Source organism: Cytobacillus sp. C11.1, assembly GCF_058145115.1.
In genome coordinates this window covers 3,712,501-3,728,111 of record NZ_CM176935.1, presented here as the reverse complement: position 1 = coordinate 3,728,111, position 15,611 = coordinate 3,712,501, and the positions used below count along the sequence as shown (strand labels likewise).

Here is a 15,611-nt window from a genome sequence, read left to right as displayed (position 1 = left end):
GGAATCTCGGATATATCCGCGAAATCGATTTAACATCTAAATCTGATAAAAAAGTATTATAGTGGTTCAATAAAGACATCCATAATGCCGCCGCAAATTCCGCCATCTTCATAAAAGAGACCTTTTGTGAGATCAACACGCTGCTGGCTGTGCATGTTCGTCTTAATCACTTCAAGCGCTTTTTCTATTACTATTGCCTCTCCGCAGCCGCCCCCGATGGTTCCCTCAATTCTTCCACAAGAATAAACAATCATTTTGCTTCCTGCTTTTCGGGGAGTAGACCCTTTCGTACGGATAATGGTTGCCAGTGCGGCTTTTTCACCCCCTTTCATGATTTCCATAGACCGCCTTAAGAGGTGCATTTGTTCCATGTGCCGGCCCCCTCATGAAAACCTTTTTTGGCATGTTTTTTGATTTTCTCACTCAAAGAGCTGCCGGATTTTTGATTTTTAACTTTTAAAATTTCGGCCATCACGCTGACGGCAATCTCGGCAGGTGTTTCTGCACCAATATCGAGGCCGACAGGAGTATAGAGATGATCAAAGCTTTCTTCTGGGTATTCCTGGCGTATCTCCTCAAATACTCCTGAGATTCGCCTGCGGCTGCCAATCATGCCGATATAAGCAGGCTGTTCATTGCGATTTAAAAGCTCAGTTAGGCTCAAAACATCAAATTTATGCCCTCTGGTCAAAAGAAGAATATAAGTTTTTTCCGTGATGTCTACGTTCTTGAAATAGCTTATATAAGGTTCGCAAACTACCTCATCCGCTTGGGGAAAACGATTTCTATTAGCAAATTCGGGCCGGTCATCAATTACTGTAACATAGAAGCCGAGCATTCTACCCATTTTAGCCATAGGTTCACAAACATGGCCGGCACCAGCGACAATAAGGTGAAGGGGGGCAGGGAAGTATTCTGCAAAGCATTCTACAGATGTATTATTGCTGAAAAATCTTACTGAACCTGAGGATTTTTTTCTTGTGAATTTTTGGCAGTTTTCACCTAATTTTTGTTTTAAATCAGCATCTAAAGGGAAACTGGTATATAGCTTGCCGTCTGTGTGCAGCAATGCTTTTGATCCAATCAGCCTGATGTCCGAATGGTCGGTAATCGTCAGCAGGAATATATCTTTCCGGTTATTTATCGCTTCTTCAAGTTTTTTATACATATCAAGGGTCATCAATTGGATCACCTTGCAGACTGGGTCTTTTTATTTTTTAGTTCTTTTAGCGCGTTAAATACCCGTTCCGGGGTAGCAGGCAAATGATAGATTCTTGCACCTGTTGCATCATAGATTGCCGACATAATAGCTGCAATTATCGGAATCATCACTACCTCACCGATCCCCTTAGCCCCAAAAGGTCCTGTTGCTTCCGCTTCCTCAACAGGGAAGGTCTCGATTATAGGAGTTTCCAGTATCGTTGGAATAATATAGTCGGTAAAGTTGCGGGTTTTATGATAGCCATCCTCAATCAGAATATCTTCAAAAAGTGTATAGCCAATCCCCATTACGGCTCCGCCTTCCGTTTGCCCTTCAAGGCCCTGCGGGTTCATAACTTTGCCTGCATCCGGAATGGAAACGACACGAAGGACATCTGTTTCCCCGGTGAGCATATCTACTTCAACCATCACGACATGAGTTAAATAGCCGTACAAATGATGGGGGGCTCCGCCTGATCCTTCAATCTCTTCTTTTTCTTTAGGAAGGTAAAAATGCCCTTCAACTCTAGTAGTTTTACGATTATTGAAAAGGTATTGATAGATGGATTGATAGGTTAATTTTTTCTTTTCTGCTGCAATATGATTCGTGTTGATTGTTACTTTAGAAACAGGTATGTTCAACATTTCTGCTGCTGTTTGCGTCAGCAGTTTCACCATATTGGGGGCAGCAGTAGCAACAGCCCGGCCGCCTGTATAGGTTGAACGCGAGGCAGTAACGGTTCCTCCATCCAAGGTGCGGGAAGTGTCGCCCTGGACCACATGAATATTTGAGATATCACAATTAAGTATTTCCGCAGCCACCTGGGCATAGACCGTACTGTTTCCGCCGCCGATTTCTTCACACCCCACACCAACTAGAAATTTCCCATCCGGCAGCAATTCGATTGATGCAGCACCATAGTCCGGAAGGCCGATTCCCATTCCGATCCCATGGAAGGAGGTAGCCAATGAGATTCCTCTCTTTTTCCAGGGTTCACTTACTTCAGCTTTATATATTTCTCTATTTCGCCATAAATCACAATTTTCCGCTGCTTCAAGTGTCTTAAAAGTCCCAACGCTCGATTTGACGACATGCCCAACACTTGAAACTTCACCCTGGTGGTAAACATTTTTTTTACGCAGCTCTATTGGGTCAATACCCAGCTTTTCTGCAATCATATCCATATGCGTTTCAATCCCCATGCAAACCTGGTTCACGCCAAAACCTCTGAACGCCCCTGCAATGCCATTGTTTGTATAAACGCAGAATCCTTCAAGATCAACATTCGGAATCTTATAGGGGCCGCAAGAATGTTCTATGGCAAGTGCAATAACAGCTCCGCCCAGGGATGCATAAGCGCCTGTATCACCAACTGCCCTAACCTCATTTGCCAGGAGTGTTCCATCCCTTTTGGCCGCTGTTTTCATCTGGACTTTAAAGGGATGCCGTTTTATGCCGGCAACAACCGACTCTTCTCGGCTGTAATGGATTTTAACAGGCCGGCTGTTCGTATGCATGGCTAATAATGCAAGATAAATTTGAACGGTGATTTCATCTTTCCCGCCAAAAGCACCGCCAATAGGACTTGAGATCACCCGAATGCGTTCAGGGTTATAGGCAAGCGAACGGGCAATCTGCATCCGGTCCCGATATGCATACTGGCCTGGGCAGCGTATCGTAATAAATCCTTCCTCATCCATAACACCCCAGCCGCCTTCCGTCTCAATAAAAGCATGCATTTGCCGCGGGGAATAAAAGGTATTTTCAATAATAATATCCGCTTCCTGAAACGCCTTTTCGGTATCCCCGTTTTTGATGGCTACGTGACTGTGAATATTCCCGTCAGGATGAAGCCGGGGAGCAGAAGATGTCATTGCAAACTCTGCATCTGCCACAACCTCCAATGGTTCGTAATCCACTTTAATTAGAGAGAGAGCCTGTTCGGCAATTTCCAGTGTTTCTGCTGCCACAAGCGCTACAGCATCGCCCGTGCAGCGGACCACTTTGGAGCAAAGGACTGGCTGATCAGGGACAACGATTCCAAATCCGTTAAATCCGGGAATGTCCTTGTGTGTCAAAACACATATCACTCCAGGAAGCTCTTTGGCTTCTTCCGTGTCAATATGGTTAATTTTCGCATGAGGATATTCGGACCGTAATACTTTTCCCCATACCATGTTATCGAAATGGTAATCCGTCATATATTTTAATTCCCCTGTTACTTTCTCAGGGCCGTCTATTCTCTTGACTCTTTTTCCAACCCACTTGAAGGATTCAGGACTGGTCTGATTATCGGTCATTGTTTTCCCACCTCCTGATCAATCGGTATAATCCTCTTTCCAGCAGAGCGCTCGCCATATCGCGCCGATAGGTTGCAGTCGCTCTGACATCTGTGATAGGCATGACTTCTTTCCAGGCAATCTTGGCGATATTCTGGATTAAATCTTCTGTCAGCGGTCCCTGTGAAAGAAGGGCTTCACATTTTTTCGCACGGATGATCGTTGGACCGACCGCTCCAAAAGCAATTTTCCCGCCCTGGCAGTGCCGGCCTTCAATCATCCTTAAGGAAATCGCGACATTCACAATGGAAATAGATTGGGCTTTCCTGGGTCCAAGCTTTTGGAAAATCCCGATCTCGTTTGGCACCTGCGGCTGAATCAAGATGTTCGTAATCATTTCATTCACTCTTAAAACAGTCCTTCCCGGACCAGTGAAAAACTGTTCAATGGGAACTAGCCTTTTGGTGTTTAAGGAGCTGATTTCAAGTAAGGCACCAAGGACATATAAAGCCGGGATTGTATCTCCTGCCGGTGAAGCAGTTCCGATATTGCCGCCAATTGTTCCCATGTTTTGCATTTGCGTAGCCCCAACCTCGCGGGCCGCCTCAACCAGAACATCCGCTTTTCTCTGAAGCAGGGGAGATCTGACAATGTCTGTGTGTGTAGTTAAGGGGCCGATATGGATGCAGCCTTCTTTTTCTTCGATATAGCGAAGTTCTTTTAAGTTCTTAATATTAATCCAAACCTCAGGGCGCCATTTTCCTTCCTTCATCCGTACTGCTGCATCTGTACCGCCTGCAAGCAATTTATGATTTTTATTCGTTTGGGCCAGAAATGCAAGGCATTCAGAAAGAGAGGATGGTGTGATCATATCAATTTCAGAAACAAGCATGGGCAAACCTCCTTTTTTAATTTTTGGCTCTGTTAAAGCTTATTGTTGTTTTAACACCCTGTTGATTGGAGCGGAAGGCACGAGCTCCTCGAAAATGCATTCGCATTTTCTTCGTGCGGTGTTTATTCGAGATGCTTATTCAACGTCCTGCGGGAGTGCGGATCAATGGGAGACCCCGCAGGAGCAAAGCGACGAGGAGCGTCGGATCGCCCGCGGAAAGGGAGTGCCTCGTGCTGAAATCAACAGGCCCATTTAACAGAACCTAATTTTTTAATGCATGTAAATAATCTTCCGGAGTATTTAAATTCAAATGGATAGAAGCATCATCTACAGGAACTTCTTTTACGAGGCACTTATGCTTTTGAAAAATGCTTCTCAGTCCCTTAGTTTCTTCTTTGATGGCAGAAAGCTCTTCACGCAAAACGGAAGAAAAAACAACGGGATGTCCTCTTTTACCCTGAAAGGCTGGGACTGTAATTAGGCTGTTTTCTTTGATTTGTACGTTATAAAGCCGGTTTAATGTCTGGGCTGATGATGGCTGGTCTACCGCTGTAATTAGTATGTTCGGCGCGGAATCGTTTGTTGTATTAAGGCCTGCAATGATGGAGGAACATTTCCCAGTATGAAATAAGTCATTTTTAACCACTTTGACAGGATAGTTTATTGCAATCGTTTCTAAATCTTCTGACCTGTAGCCTACAACAGCGATCACATCTGAAAATGGTGATTCGAGCAGGGTCTGCAGCTGGTATTCAAATAATGTCCGTCCATGCCAGGGAAGCAATCCTTTTAATTCCCCCATCCGAGTAGACTGTCCTGCTGCCAAGAGAATGGCCGCGCCTGCCATTAACTTGAAATGGTTTCCTCTTTAGAATTATTTTTGGCAGCTGCTGATTGGACAGCTTTGATAATTTTGGTATATCCTGTGCAGCGGCATAGGTTCCCGCCTAGTGCTGTTTTAATTTCATCCGTAGTTGGAATGTGGTTAATTCCGTTTAAAAAAGCTTTTGCAGAAACAATAATTCCAGGTGTACAGTAACCGCACTGTGTAGCACCTTCTTCAACAAAAGACTCCTGAATTACATCCAGGTGGGGAGTTAGCCCCACACCTTCGCAAGTGATGATGTCCTGACCTTCTGCCTGACCGGCAAGGACAAGACAAGAACAGGCAACCTCGTTATTGATTAATACAGAGCAGGAGCCGCATTCTCCTTTTCCGCAGCATTCTTTGCTTGCAGTCAGCCCGAAATCTTCTCTGAGGACATCGAGAAGAGTTTTGGCAGGCGGGCAGGTAATCGAGCACTGTACTCCATTAACTCTTAATTGAATGGTTTTCAATTTTATGCCTCCTTATTGAAAGGGAATCAATAGGAATTCCCATAATCAGCCTATTAATTTTGATTACACAGAACTGTATAGGCAGTTAGACCTTTTTGGCAGATTTAATTTTGGAGTTTTGTGGTCTGGAAGTTTTGGTGTTTTTAACTAAGATATTATGCCTTTTCTTCTAAATAGACTAAAAAACATAAAAAAATTCCCAAATCAGAAAAGAGTCTCGTGCAGATAAAAGCACACATCTCTTTTCGTAGTCAGGAATTTACGGTTCCTAGTAGAGACCCTCAAACCAATTTTTGAGGTTATACGAAAATCAGGATAGTATTTTCTTTCATAGAGAGGATTATGGCCAATTTATATAGAAATAAGGGGTGAGTTGCTTTGAAGTTTAATAGCTCCCTTAATATTTTGTCAAGTCAAAATTTTCTGAAAAAATAATATTGACGCATAAAACCTGTTTGTTTAATATAGTGTTTAACAGGAGGACATTATGACTTATACCTCATCACAATTTCATCCAACTTTTAAAAAAGAGCTTGCTCACCTATATAACCGCATTAACCAGGAGATATATGGTGTGGGAGTAAAAAAACAGCGGATTGAAACCTTTGATGACAGAGTGATCATTTTTGCACAGCACAAGCGTGTACAGGCACTGAAGATGCTAAGCAAAAACTTTAACCACTTAACCTTTTCGGTTGATTCTGCATTGATTGCAGAGTTTAAATCGTTGTTTAAGGTGCATATTGAAGCAACTCTTGATCTCGAAGTAAGGACCATTTTAAAAGATTATGATCCTGTTACAGAAGAAGCATGCACAATCATATACTTCAAAGAGTAAAAGATTATATTTGGGATAGCTGTGTATTACGCATTTATCTTAAATCCATATGAAGGCGGTTCCTTCAGCTTTTGTTTACCGAAAGCTTTATGAAACCGCAGTAATAGATCATCCGTTTGTGATGTGTTCTATTGCTGCGGTTTTTTTTATATCTTTTTTTAAGGGAGGTGATTTGGACATTCGTTGTTGCTGGTCCATGCAAAAGAGAACAAAAGAAAAAACCTGGAGGGGAAGCTTTTGGAAAAATTAAATCCTTGGAAGGTAGGGACTTTAGGGTTTCAGCATGTACTGGCCATGTATGCGGGAGCTGTGATTGTACCGCTAATCGTAGGCCCTGCAATTGGCTTAAACGCTCAGCAGCTTGCTTACTTGATTTCAATTGATTTATTTACTTGCGGGATTGCCACTTTGCTTCAAGTGATAGGGGGGAAGCATTTTGGCATAAAACTGCCTGTAATCCTGGGGTGTACGTTTACAGCTGTAGGCCCGATGATCGCCATTGGCAATCTGCAGGGGATTACTGCCATTTACGGCGCCATTATCGCTTCAGGCATCATCGTTATGATTTTGTCTCAGTTTATGAGTAAAATCATGCGCTTTTTCCCGCCTGTTGTTACAGGTTCGGTTGTGGCGATAATAGGGGTTTCACTTATTCCGGTTGCGATGAATAATGCAGCTGGCGGACTTGGATCACCGGATTATGGAAGTGGAAAAAATCTGTTTCTTGCCGTATTTACCCTTGTGCTGATTATTGTCATGAACCGATTATTTAAAGGGTATATGAGAGCCATTTCTGTCTTGCTTTCACTCATCGCAGGAACCCTTGTTGCATATTTTATGGGGCTGGTTAACTTGTCGGAAGTTTCGGGTGCCTCCTGGTTTCATGTTGTCCAGCCATTTTATTTCGGCTTTCCGACCTTCAATGCATCTGCAATCCTTACGATGACTCTTGTTGCCATTGTAAGCATGATAGAGTCTACGGGGGTATTTTTGGCGCTTGGTGATGTGTGTGATAGAAAGCTAGACTCCAAAGATATTAAAAAGGGACTTCGGGCAGAGGGGCTTGCTGTTGCAATAGGAGGCATTTTTAATGCTTTTCCATATACTTCTTTTTCACAGAACGTGGGACTTGTTGCCCTAACCAAGGTAAAGACCAGGAATGTCGTTATCGCTGCTGGAGTAATTCTCATGGTTCTTGGGCTTTTGCCTAAAGTAGCTGCTTTAACAACAATTATTCCTATGGCTGTACTGGGCGGGGCCATGATCCCAATGTTCGGTATGGTTATATCCTCAGGTATTAGAATGCTTTCATCCGTAGATTTCTCCAAAAATGAAAACTTGCTGATTGTGGCTTGTTCAATAGGCATTGGACTGGGCTCAGCCGTAGTTCCGCAAATCTTCGAAAGTCTCCCTACTAGTGCCCGTTTACTAGTGGAAAATGGAATTGTACTAGGAAGTATTACGGCAATTTTATTAAATTTGGTATTTAATCACAAAGATTTAAATATAAGTGATAGAGAAAGAATCGAACAGCTGAAGAGTGATCACTCAGCTGAAGCGATTTAATAGAATTATTTCTTTCAATCTGCCATGAAGCAGAAATCCAAATAATAGATAGGAGCAGGGTATATGGATTTAATTTTGAAAAACGCAAATATTCCTCAGGGAGATCGTCAAGTATTAACAAACATTCTGGTAAACGATGGGAAGATTGTAGGCTATACCAATGATATCAGCTTCCTTAATGCCAAAAAAGTGATTGATATTGATGGAAAGCTCGTTGTGCCAGGCTGTATCGATCCACACACCCATTTCATGGATCCCGGTTTTACCCATAGGGAAACTTTCGCGACTGGCAGCCGGTCGGCTGCTGCCGGCGGTTTAACTACCATCATTGATATGCCTTGCTGCAGTAAACCTTCTGTCCGCGACGGCGAGAGCTTTAATAAGAAAATTGCGCCAATCCGGGATCAGGCTTATATAGATTATTGCTTCTGGGGCGGAATGACTGGTGAAGATGCCCGAGAAGGATGGATTGACAATATTTATCCTCAGATCGATCAAGGGGTTGTTGCATTCAAGGTCTATATGACCCCTTCAGTGCCAACCTTCCCTAAAGTCTCCGATGCTGAAATGCTGGAGATTTTCAGCAATGTTGCCAAAACAGGCCTGCCAATTGGTGTTCATGCTGAAAATTATGATATATGCACCTTCTATTCCAAAAAGCTTGAGAAAGAAGGCAGAATGGATGGTCCTGCATGGGCTGAAGCACGTTCCAGCCTTGCTGAAAAAGTGGCAATTGAGTTAATCCTCAGCTTTGCAGAAGCAACAGATGCACGTGTTCATGTTGTACATATGAGCACAAAGGAAGGCGTCGAGCTAGTAAAAGCAGCTAAGAAACGCGGTGTCAAGGTAACTGCAGAAACTTGCCCTCATTATTTGGTGCTAAATGCCAAGGATGCTATGACTGAACGCGGAGCATACGCAAAAATCGCACCTCCATTGCGCGGAAAAGAAGACAATGAGTCTCACTGGCAGGCACTTGCTGATGGAACGATTGATTTTGTTGGAACAGACCATGCTCCATATGAAATTGCTACCGAAAAAGACTATCCAGGAGCGACAATATGGAATACATTCCCGGGAATCCCCGGTGTAGAAACAATGGTTCCAATCCTTGTGAGTGAAGGTTTAAACAAAGGCAGGTTATCCCTTTCCCGCTTTGTTGAGGTTACAAGCCGAAATGCAGCAATCCATTATGGCATCTATCCGAAAAAAGGTTCAATGGAAATTGGGGCTGATGCCGACTTCACGGTCATTGATCTTAACAAAGAATATGTAATTGATGAGCAAAAAACAGAATCCATGGCTAAATATAACCCGCTGCATGGCATGAAGCTTAAAGGAAAGCCGGTACAGACGATTGTCCGCGGTAATACTGTCTTTGAGGAGGATAAAGGTATTCTTGGCGAAGCCGGATACGGAGAATTTGTACCTCGTCAAAGCATTCAGCGACTGGAGAGAACATTTAAATATGAGAAATACAATGAAGTGAAGGTAGCTTCCAAAGAAGCAGTAAAACAATAAAGCTCTGTTAAAGTTTTTGTTGATTTTGGAACCCTGTTGATTGAGCGTAAGGCAAGAGATTCCTCGTAAAAGCATTCTTCTGGTGCGGTAATTATTCGAGGATATTGATTCAATGTCCAGCCGGAGGTTCGGGTCAAAAGGAGACCCTGCAGGTTAGGTCCTTGAGGAGATCCCGGACCGCCAGCTGTTCCTGAGCTACTTGATCAGAAATCAACAGTAAAGTTTTAAAGAGATAACAATATAGAGAGAGGTTGGGATTGGATGGAACTTAGAGGAAATAAGCATTGTGTGGTTATTATTGATATGCTGAATGATTTTATCGGGGAAAAAGCAGCTTTGCGCTGCGAAAACGGCGAAAAAATCGTTCCAAAAATTCAAGAGCTTATTGACTTTGCACATGAAAATAATATCCAGGTGGTTCATGTCCAGGAAGCTCACCGGAAAAATGACCGCGATTTCCGGGTGCGGCCAGTTCATGCAGTGAAAGGTACATGGGGTTCCCAGTTCATTCCCGAACTGCAGCCTGATGAAAGCAAAGGTGACTATGTTGTGCAAAAAAGACGTCACAGCGCATTCAGCTATACAGATTTCGATCTTTTCTTAAGAGAAGAAGAAATTGATACAGTCGTGTTAACAGGTGTTTGGACGAATGTTTGTGTACGAAGCACAGCGTCTGATGCTTTATATCATGGCTATAACGTTATCTGCATTTCAGATGGAACTGCCTCTCAGGATGATGATATGCATGTATCAGGTTTGCGTGATATAGACATCTTTGGGGACATCTTGACAACTGAAGAATATAAGGATTTGGCTAAAAAGAAGTTCTCCCAAGACAATAAAGTTGTCTAAATCACTTACATCCGAAAGAAAAAAGCGGATATTAGTGGGAATTACCGGGGCAAGCGGATCACTGTATGGATATACATTGATCCGCGCCCTCCACCAACTGGGAATAGACACGCATTTGATTGCAACGGAGATGGGAGAAAAGGTCATGCAATTTGAATGCGGAGTCAAGATGGAGGAGCTCAAGGAATATGCCACTATACATAGCAACCGGAACCTTTTTGCCTCGGTTGCGAGCGGCTCTTTTCAGACAGATGGGATGGTGATTGTTCCTTGTTCCATGAATACATTGGGTGCAATTGCAAATGGAGTGGGAGACACTTTACTAAGCAGGGCAGCGAGTGTAGTGCTAAAAGAAAACAGGAAGTTTATTATTGTTCCGCGGGAAGCTCCTTTCCATTTAATACATTTGCGGAACATGACAGCTCTTGCTGAAAGCGGAGCATGCATCATGCCAGCATCGCCAGGCTTTTACCATAAGCCTACAGAGATATGGGAGCTGGCCAATTTTATGGTCTCCCGTATTTTGGATATGCTGGATATTGATCATCAGCTTTTGGAAAGATGGGGGGAAGCACAATGAACCCAGTAACAATGAGGGCTCTTTTGGATAATTGGGAAGGAAGAGGCTTGCTTCACCGGATTAGAAAAGAAGTGGATCCTTTATATGAGCTTGGTGCTGTGGTTAATGCCAGAAATGGAAGGGAACCTTTTATATTTGAAAAGATAAAGGGCTATCACACCCCGATGGCTGCCGGTCTTGGAGGTGATAGGGATCTGCTGGCAGATAGCATGGGAATCACGGCATCTGACCTGGTTCCTAAAATAATCGAATCGATCGTCAATCCCATCCCAACAACACTTAAGCCAACCGGACCTGTTCAGGAAAACCTGGTGACAGGCGATTTTGATCTGGCAGATTTGTTTCCTATTCCAACCTATCATGCTGAAGATTCCGGCGCTTACTATGTTTCAGGCATTCTTGTAGTGAAAGATTTGACAGGCCAGAAACGATATACCTCGATCAGAAGGATGCAATATTTGGGCGGAAACCGTACCAATATTCTCATCACTTCTCCCGAGTTATTGGAACAGTATGCACATTATGAAAAAATGGGGGAACCAATGGACGTGGCAGTTATGTTCGGTGTTGTACCTGCTGTTGTCTTGAGCTCCCAGATCAGCACCCATCTCTACCATACAGATAAATTGGATGTGGCAGGTGCATTACTTGGACAATCCCTTGATGTTGTACATTGCAAAACAGTAGATTTGGAAGTCCTGGCCGAGGCCGAGATCGTTCTTGAAGGCCGAATGCTTCCTCATGAAAGAGAAATGGAAGGGCCATTTGGCGAATTAGCTGGGTACTATGGAACCCGAACTCCTCAGCCGATCGTTGAATTTTCTGCTGTTACCTATCGTAATGATGCGATCGCTCAGACTATTTTCCCTTCAAGCTATGAAGAAAGGCTTCCAATGGCATTAGTCAGGGAGGCAACCTTATTCAGTACGGTCAGGCAGGTTGTTCCCAATATAAAAGCAGTCCATATCCCCATGGGAGGCGTGGCTCGGTATCATGCGGTAATCCAAATTGAAAAAAGGCATGAAGGGGATGGAAAACAGGCTGCACTGGCCGCTTTTGCCAGTGATAAAGATTTGAAGCATGTAGTAGTTGTGAATGATGATGTGGACATTTTTGATTCGGACGATGTGGAATGGGCCATTGCAACCAGGGTTCAGGCTTCTGATGATGTCTTTATTGTCCCTGGTGCAAAAGGATCGCCGCTGGAATCTTCTCACCATTTAAAGGGAGTCACCGACAAAATGGGAATCGATGCTACCTATCCGCTTGGAAAGGAAGAGTTATTTAAGAGAACATCGATTCCATTTGAAGTGAATCTTGAAGACTATTTATAGCAATTTAAAAATATCAAATAAGCTTAAAAAATAGCACCTTCCGCTGTCTCTGTAGAGGAGGATTAAAATGAAAGCAATTGGCATGATCGAAACAAGGGGATTAACAGCCGCGATTGAAGCGCTCGATTCAATGACTAAAGCTGCAAATGTAAGTTTAGTTGATATGAAACGCGTGGGATCGGGACTTGTGACCGTAATCGTTGAAGGGGATGTTGCAGCCGTAACAGCAGCTGTAGAGGTGGGGAAAACCGCCCACAGCAAGACTGGCGGGGAACTCGTTTCAGCTAATGTAATTCCTCGCCCCCACTCTGAACTGAGCAAAATCCTATAAAGGAGGTGGAAATTGAGTGTCGGATTTCATAAAAAGTGTGGTCCAGGAAGTCATGCAGCAGTATCAAAAGCCAAAGGTGAATCCTATTATGGCAAAACCTCCTCAAGCAAAGAAAACTGAACAGCCGCCTGTGAAGGAAATAAAGAGTAAACAAGTAATACCGGGGATCAGCCGTCCGAATTATCAGCGTGCAAAAATGGAAAAAAGGCTTTCGGTTGCTGCTGCTGCTCCAACTTCTCATCACAGTACGTATATATCTAAACAAGTAAAGCCGCAGCAGTCTTCGAACGGCTCCCAAAGTAGGGCCAAAGAATATTCAAAAGAGCCACTCGCGCAGCTGCAAACCATATCCCTAATCCAGGGCAAAAAGCCTGCAAGCTCCTATGAATCTTTTTCTTCTCAGCAGAAACCCTCGGTTAGAGAAAGCAAACTAATGGGTCAAACAGCAGATGGCATTAAAGCATGGCTTTTCAATGACTTGCACTCAAGCCTGGAAAATACATTTCAGCGTTCATTAAAGTCAAATTCAATCGGCGTGATCACTTCCGAAAATTGTACGGCAGGACAGCTTTTTTACTTAAATGACCTTTTAAGAGAATACCCTTCCATCAAGTATTGTTTAACGTGGGATAAGGAAAGCCGGCAGAGTTTTGTTTTGGAATTGTATGAAGACAACGAACAAGTGCTTCTGGAAGCAGTGAAGGTTTTTTATAAAAAGATTACCCAAAAATCTTATCAAAAAATCCAGGTATTTAAAGCCAAGGCTCCGAGCCCATGGCTGACGAAACAGCTTGACATTCAGGCATCCGTGAGTGGTGCCGCAGTGATTGAAGGATCTGATTATTATACAGGCATTTTATTGGCTGACCGTTATTTAAAAAGGAATCCGGCCATATCTGCAGGATTCTCCTTTGAAAAAAACTACCTGTTAATCTATGGAGAATATAATTCAGTTTCCAAGATTTCAGAGGATCTGAAAAAGGAAGCCGAAAGAATTAAGTAATCATACAAAATAATTTATTGCTGTAATTCCCATGGAAGGAGGCATCATAATTGCAGGCATTGGGACTGATCGAAACAGTTGGCTATACTACCGCGGTTTCGGCTGCAGATGCTGCAGTAAAGGCAGCTAATGTAGAAATTGCAGGCATCGAAAAAGTAATCGGGGTCAACGGATATCTTGGTGTTACGATTCACTTTAATGGAGACGTGGCTGCCGTAAAATCTGCGGTTGATGCAGGAGTAACTGCAGCTGAAAGGGTTGGGAAAGTGATTTCATCCCATGTTATTCCAAGAGCCCACAGTGAGGTTTCCGGCAAGCTGCTTCCCCATTTTAAGCTGAATGAGAAGAATGCAGAAGGCACAGAAAACCAGCCGGAACAAAAGGCTGATGCCCAAGCAGAAAGCGGAAGCAAAACCAAACAAACAGAGGCTTCAAAAAAGAAAGATAAGAAGAAAAGCAATAACGGGGCGGATGGCGAGAAAGAATAACAACACAATTTAAGGAGGAAATATCATGGGAGAATCATTAGGATTAGTTGAGACAAAAGGTCTTGTCGGGGCTGTTGAAGCTGCTGATGCAATGGTTAAAGCTGCAAATGTAGAGATTTGCGGATACGAAAAAGTGGGATTCGGCCTTGTTACAGTAATGGTCAGAGGAGATGTTGGGGCAGTTAAAGCTGCAACAGATGCAGGGGCAGAAGCTGCAAGCCGTGTTGGTGAACTGGTATCCGTACACGTAATCCCTCGCCCTCACAGTGAGGTTGAAAGAGCATTGTTATCCAAAAAGATCGGTGAATAAGCATGGATAATGCTGTGCAGAGTGAAATGGTCAAACACACTCTGCAAGAGATTTACCACCGTGGAGGCAAATTCCCCAGAAAACCATATGTCCTGGCTCTATTAACCTCTCATATGATTGGAATGGAACCGGGATTTTCTTACTTAAAGGGAATGCAAAAAGATTCTATTACTCTTCGAATAACAGGTGAAGACACAATCGTGGCCCGAATGCAGCCAGGTGAACTTATCAAGGCTGCCGGGAATGATGATTGGATCCCACAGTCGTTTCTGAGTGAAAAAATTTTAAGAGAGATTGATGGAATTTTTCTCCCCATCCTTTCTTTCTCCTTAATAAATGACCTCTTATCCCTGAATGACCAAAGGCCATTTGTTCGCATGATTCTGGAAGCTCTTTTACAAGGCAAAAAGGTTGCGGCACTAAAAACCGGCGCAGATCCACATGATCCTTATTGGAAGTTGAAAGGAATGGATAAAGGGCCTGCGCTATTGAAAAGAACTCTGCTGCAGCAGCTGGTTCAGCTGAAATCAATGGGCATTACATTGATTTCCGACAATGAAAAAGCCGATTTCACGCCTGAGGTGAATAAAAAAACTGTCATTTCAGAGGAAACAATCAGGTATGCCCATCAGCATAATCAGGCTGTAATACGAATTCATAGCGGAAGCATCATTACGCCTCTAGCGAGGGATGTCGCCAAGGAATTAAATATATTGCTCAAAACATTTTAGTGATTGCTCAAACAGGAAGGCGCTAATTTCCCGACTTTTGAACAATCTTTTAAGGGAGAAGATTAGTATGCAAATGGGAATGGTGGTGGGCCGTGTAACTGCCACAAGGAAAGACGAAAATTTAACGGGCACCAAACTATTAATCACTCAGCCTATCGGATTGGATGGCAGCATGTTACCGAACCCCATTATTACCGTTGATACTGTAGGAGCCGGAATTGGCGAAAAGGTGATTTACGTAACAGGAAGCATGGCTTCAAGAGCTGTGCAAAACAAAGAGGCTCCCATAGATGCTGCGATAATCGGAATTATTGATAGTGTGGAAGGAACGATGACAGGGGGGTAAA

Annotated in this window: 18 protein-coding genes and 1 riboswitch; of the genes, 12 read left to right on the top strand and 6 right to left on the bottom strand. The window is 43.4% G+C overall.

Going from position 1 to position 15,611, the window contains the following annotated elements; translation table 11 throughout:
* Positions 1–56: 56 nt before the first annotated feature.
* From AC3ZVC_RS18530 to AC3ZVC_RS18505, 6 genes are all read right to left on the bottom strand, one after another.
* Complete coding sequence (locus AC3ZVC_RS18530) at positions 57–371, bottom strand: XdhC family protein (RefSeq protein WP_490064667.1); 315 nt, start codon at positions 369–371, stop codon at positions 57–59.
* A complete protein-coding gene (locus tag AC3ZVC_RS18525) occupies positions 350–1,180 on the bottom strand; it encodes an XdhC family protein (RefSeq protein ID WP_490064666.1) in 831 nt (276 codons plus the stop codon). The genes AC3ZVC_RS18530 and AC3ZVC_RS18525 overlap by 22 nt, the downstream gene beginning before the upstream one ends.
* Positions 1,181–1,188: 8 nt before the next feature.
* Positions 1,189–3,501, bottom strand: coding sequence for a xanthine dehydrogenase family protein molybdopterin-binding subunit (locus AC3ZVC_RS18520; protein WP_490064665.1), 2,313 nt, complete (start codon positions 3,499–3,501; stop codon positions 1,189–1,191).
* Entirely contained in the window at positions 3,491–4,372 is an 882-nt protein-coding gene (locus AC3ZVC_RS18515) for an FAD binding domain-containing protein (protein ID WP_490064664.1), read from the bottom strand. The genes AC3ZVC_RS18520 and AC3ZVC_RS18515 overlap by 11 nt, the downstream gene beginning before the upstream one ends.
* Positions 4,373–4,634: 262 nt before the next feature.
* A complete protein-coding gene (locus AC3ZVC_RS18510; RefSeq protein ID WP_490064663.1) occupies positions 4,635–5,219 on the bottom strand; it encodes a nucleotidyltransferase family protein in 585 nt (194 codons plus the stop codon).
* Positions 5,219–5,710 (bottom strand): (2Fe-2S)-binding protein, encoded by a 492-nt coding sequence (locus tag AC3ZVC_RS18505; protein ID WP_490064662.1) that lies wholly within the window; start codon positions 5,708–5,710, stop codon positions 5,219–5,221. Before AC3ZVC_RS18505 ends, AC3ZVC_RS18510 begins: the two co-directional genes overlap by 1 nt.
* 228 nt (positions 5,711–5,938) lie before the next feature.
* Positions 5,939–6,037: riboswitch (purine riboswitch) on the bottom strand.
* Between the two features lie 160 nt (positions 6,038–6,197).
* Between AC3ZVC_RS18505 and AC3ZVC_RS18500 the strand changes: the two genes are divergently transcribed.
* The 12 genes from AC3ZVC_RS18500 (at position 6,198) to AC3ZVC_RS18445 (ending at position 15,610) form a co-directional block, all read left to right on the top strand.
* The gene (locus AC3ZVC_RS18500; protein WP_490064661.1) at positions 6,198–6,548 is read left to right on the top strand and encodes a Na-translocating system protein MpsC family protein; all 351 of its coding nucleotides are present in this window, start codon (positions 6,198–6,200) and stop codon (positions 6,546–6,548) included.
* A gap of 237 nt (positions 6,549–6,785) precedes the next feature.
* Positions 6,786–8,114 (top strand): nucleobase:cation symporter-2 family protein, encoded by a 1,329-nt coding sequence (locus AC3ZVC_RS18495; protein WP_490064660.1) that lies wholly within the window; start codon positions 6,786–6,788, stop codon positions 8,112–8,114.
* Between the two features lie 63 nt (positions 8,115–8,177).
* A complete protein-coding gene (gene allB / locus AC3ZVC_RS18490; protein ID WP_490064659.1) occupies positions 8,178–9,635 on the top strand; it encodes an allantoinase AllB in 1,458 nt (485 codons plus the stop codon).
* Positions 9,636–9,896: 261 nt separating this feature from the next.
* Positions 9,897–10,487 (top strand): cysteine hydrolase family protein, encoded by a 591-nt coding sequence (locus AC3ZVC_RS18485; protein WP_490064658.1) that lies wholly within the window; start codon positions 9,897–9,899, stop codon positions 10,485–10,487.
* Positions 10,480–11,067 carry a UbiX family flavin prenyltransferase gene (locus tag AC3ZVC_RS18480; RefSeq protein ID WP_490064657.1) on the top strand — a complete coding sequence of 196 codons (588 nt, stop codon included), beginning with the start codon at positions 10,480–10,482 and terminating at the stop codon, positions 11,065–11,067. The genes AC3ZVC_RS18485 and AC3ZVC_RS18480 overlap by 8 nt, the downstream gene beginning before the upstream one ends.
* Positions 11,064–12,401, top strand: a complete 1,338-nt coding sequence (locus tag AC3ZVC_RS18475; RefSeq protein ID WP_490064656.1) for a UbiD family decarboxylase — start codon at positions 11,064–11,066, stop codon at positions 12,399–12,401. The genes AC3ZVC_RS18480 and AC3ZVC_RS18475 overlap by 4 nt, the downstream gene beginning before the upstream one ends.
* 67 nt (positions 12,402–12,468) lie before the next feature.
* Entirely contained in the window at positions 12,469–12,732 is a 264-nt protein-coding gene (locus AC3ZVC_RS18470; protein WP_490064655.1) for a BMC domain-containing protein, read from the top strand.
* 16 nt (positions 12,733–12,748) lie between these two features.
* Positions 12,749–13,735, top strand: a complete 987-nt coding sequence (locus AC3ZVC_RS18465) for a hypothetical protein (protein ID WP_490064654.1) — start codon at positions 12,749–12,751, stop codon at positions 13,733–13,735.
* Between the two features lie 50 nt (positions 13,736–13,785).
* The gene (locus AC3ZVC_RS18460) at positions 13,786–14,223 is read left to right on the top strand and encodes a BMC domain-containing protein (protein WP_490064653.1); all 438 of its coding nucleotides are present in this window, start codon (positions 13,786–13,788) and stop codon (positions 14,221–14,223) included.
* 25 nt (positions 14,224–14,248) lie between these two features.
* Complete coding sequence (locus AC3ZVC_RS18455) at positions 14,249–14,533, top strand: BMC domain-containing protein (RefSeq protein WP_026581688.1); 285 nt, start codon at positions 14,249–14,251, stop codon at positions 14,531–14,533.
* Positions 14,534–14,535: 2 nt separating this feature from the next.
* Entirely contained in the window at positions 14,536–15,264 is a 729-nt protein-coding gene (locus AC3ZVC_RS18450) for a hypothetical protein (protein ID WP_490064652.1), read from the top strand.
* Between the two features lie 67 nt (positions 15,265–15,331).
* Entirely contained in the window at positions 15,332–15,610 is a 279-nt protein-coding gene (locus AC3ZVC_RS18445; protein WP_490064651.1) for a EutN/CcmL family microcompartment protein, read from the top strand.
* The last annotated feature ends 1 nt before the right edge of the window (position 15,611 follow it).

Excerpts from the sequence above, each read along its gene's own strand:
- AC3ZVC_RS18455 (WP_026581688.1), top strand. The coding sequence starts at position 14,249 with ATGGGAGAATCATTAGGATTAGTTGAGACAAAAGGTCTTGTCGGGGCT.
- AC3ZVC_RS18500 (WP_490064661.1), top strand. The coding sequence starts at position 6,198 with ATGACTTATACCTCATCACAATTTCATCCAACTTTTAAAAAAGAGCTT.
- AC3ZVC_RS18530 (WP_490064667.1), bottom strand. The coding sequence starts at position 371 with ATGGAACAAATGCACCTCTTAAGGCGGTCTATGGAAATCATGAAAGGG.
- AC3ZVC_RS18470 (WP_490064655.1), top strand. The coding sequence starts at position 12,469 with ATGAAAGCAATTGGCATGATCGAAACAAGGGGATTAACAGCCGCGATT.
- allB (WP_490064659.1), top strand. The coding sequence starts at position 8,178 with ATGGATTTAATTTTGAAAAACGCAAATATTCCTCAGGGAGATCGTCAA.
- AC3ZVC_RS18475 (WP_490064656.1), top strand. The coding sequence starts at position 11,064 with ATGAACCCAGTAACAATGAGGGCTCTTTTGGATAATTGGGAAGGAAGA.
- AC3ZVC_RS18520 (WP_490064665.1), bottom strand. The coding sequence starts at position 3,501 with ATGACCGATAATCAGACCAGTCCTGAATCCTTCAAGTGGGTTGGAAAA.
- AC3ZVC_RS18510 (WP_490064663.1), bottom strand. The coding sequence starts at position 5,219 with ATGGCAGGCGCGGCCATTCTCTTGGCAGCAGGACAGTCTACTCGGATG.
- AC3ZVC_RS18445 (WP_490064651.1), top strand. The coding sequence starts at position 15,332 with ATGCAAATGGGAATGGTGGTGGGCCGTGTAACTGCCACAAGGAAAGAC.
- AC3ZVC_RS18515 (WP_490064664.1), bottom strand. The coding sequence starts at position 4,372 with ATGCTTGTTTCTGAAATTGATATGATCACACCATCCTCTCTTTCTGAA.
- AC3ZVC_RS18450 (WP_490064652.1), top strand. The coding sequence starts at position 14,536 with ATGGATAATGCTGTGCAGAGTGAAATGGTCAAACACACTCTGCAAGAG.
- AC3ZVC_RS18485 (WP_490064658.1), top strand. The coding sequence starts at position 9,897 with ATGGAACTTAGAGGAAATAAGCATTGTGTGGTTATTATTGATATGCTG.
- AC3ZVC_RS18525 (WP_490064666.1), bottom strand. The coding sequence starts at position 1,180 with ATGACCCTTGATATGTATAAAAAACTTGAAGAAGCGATAAATAACCGG.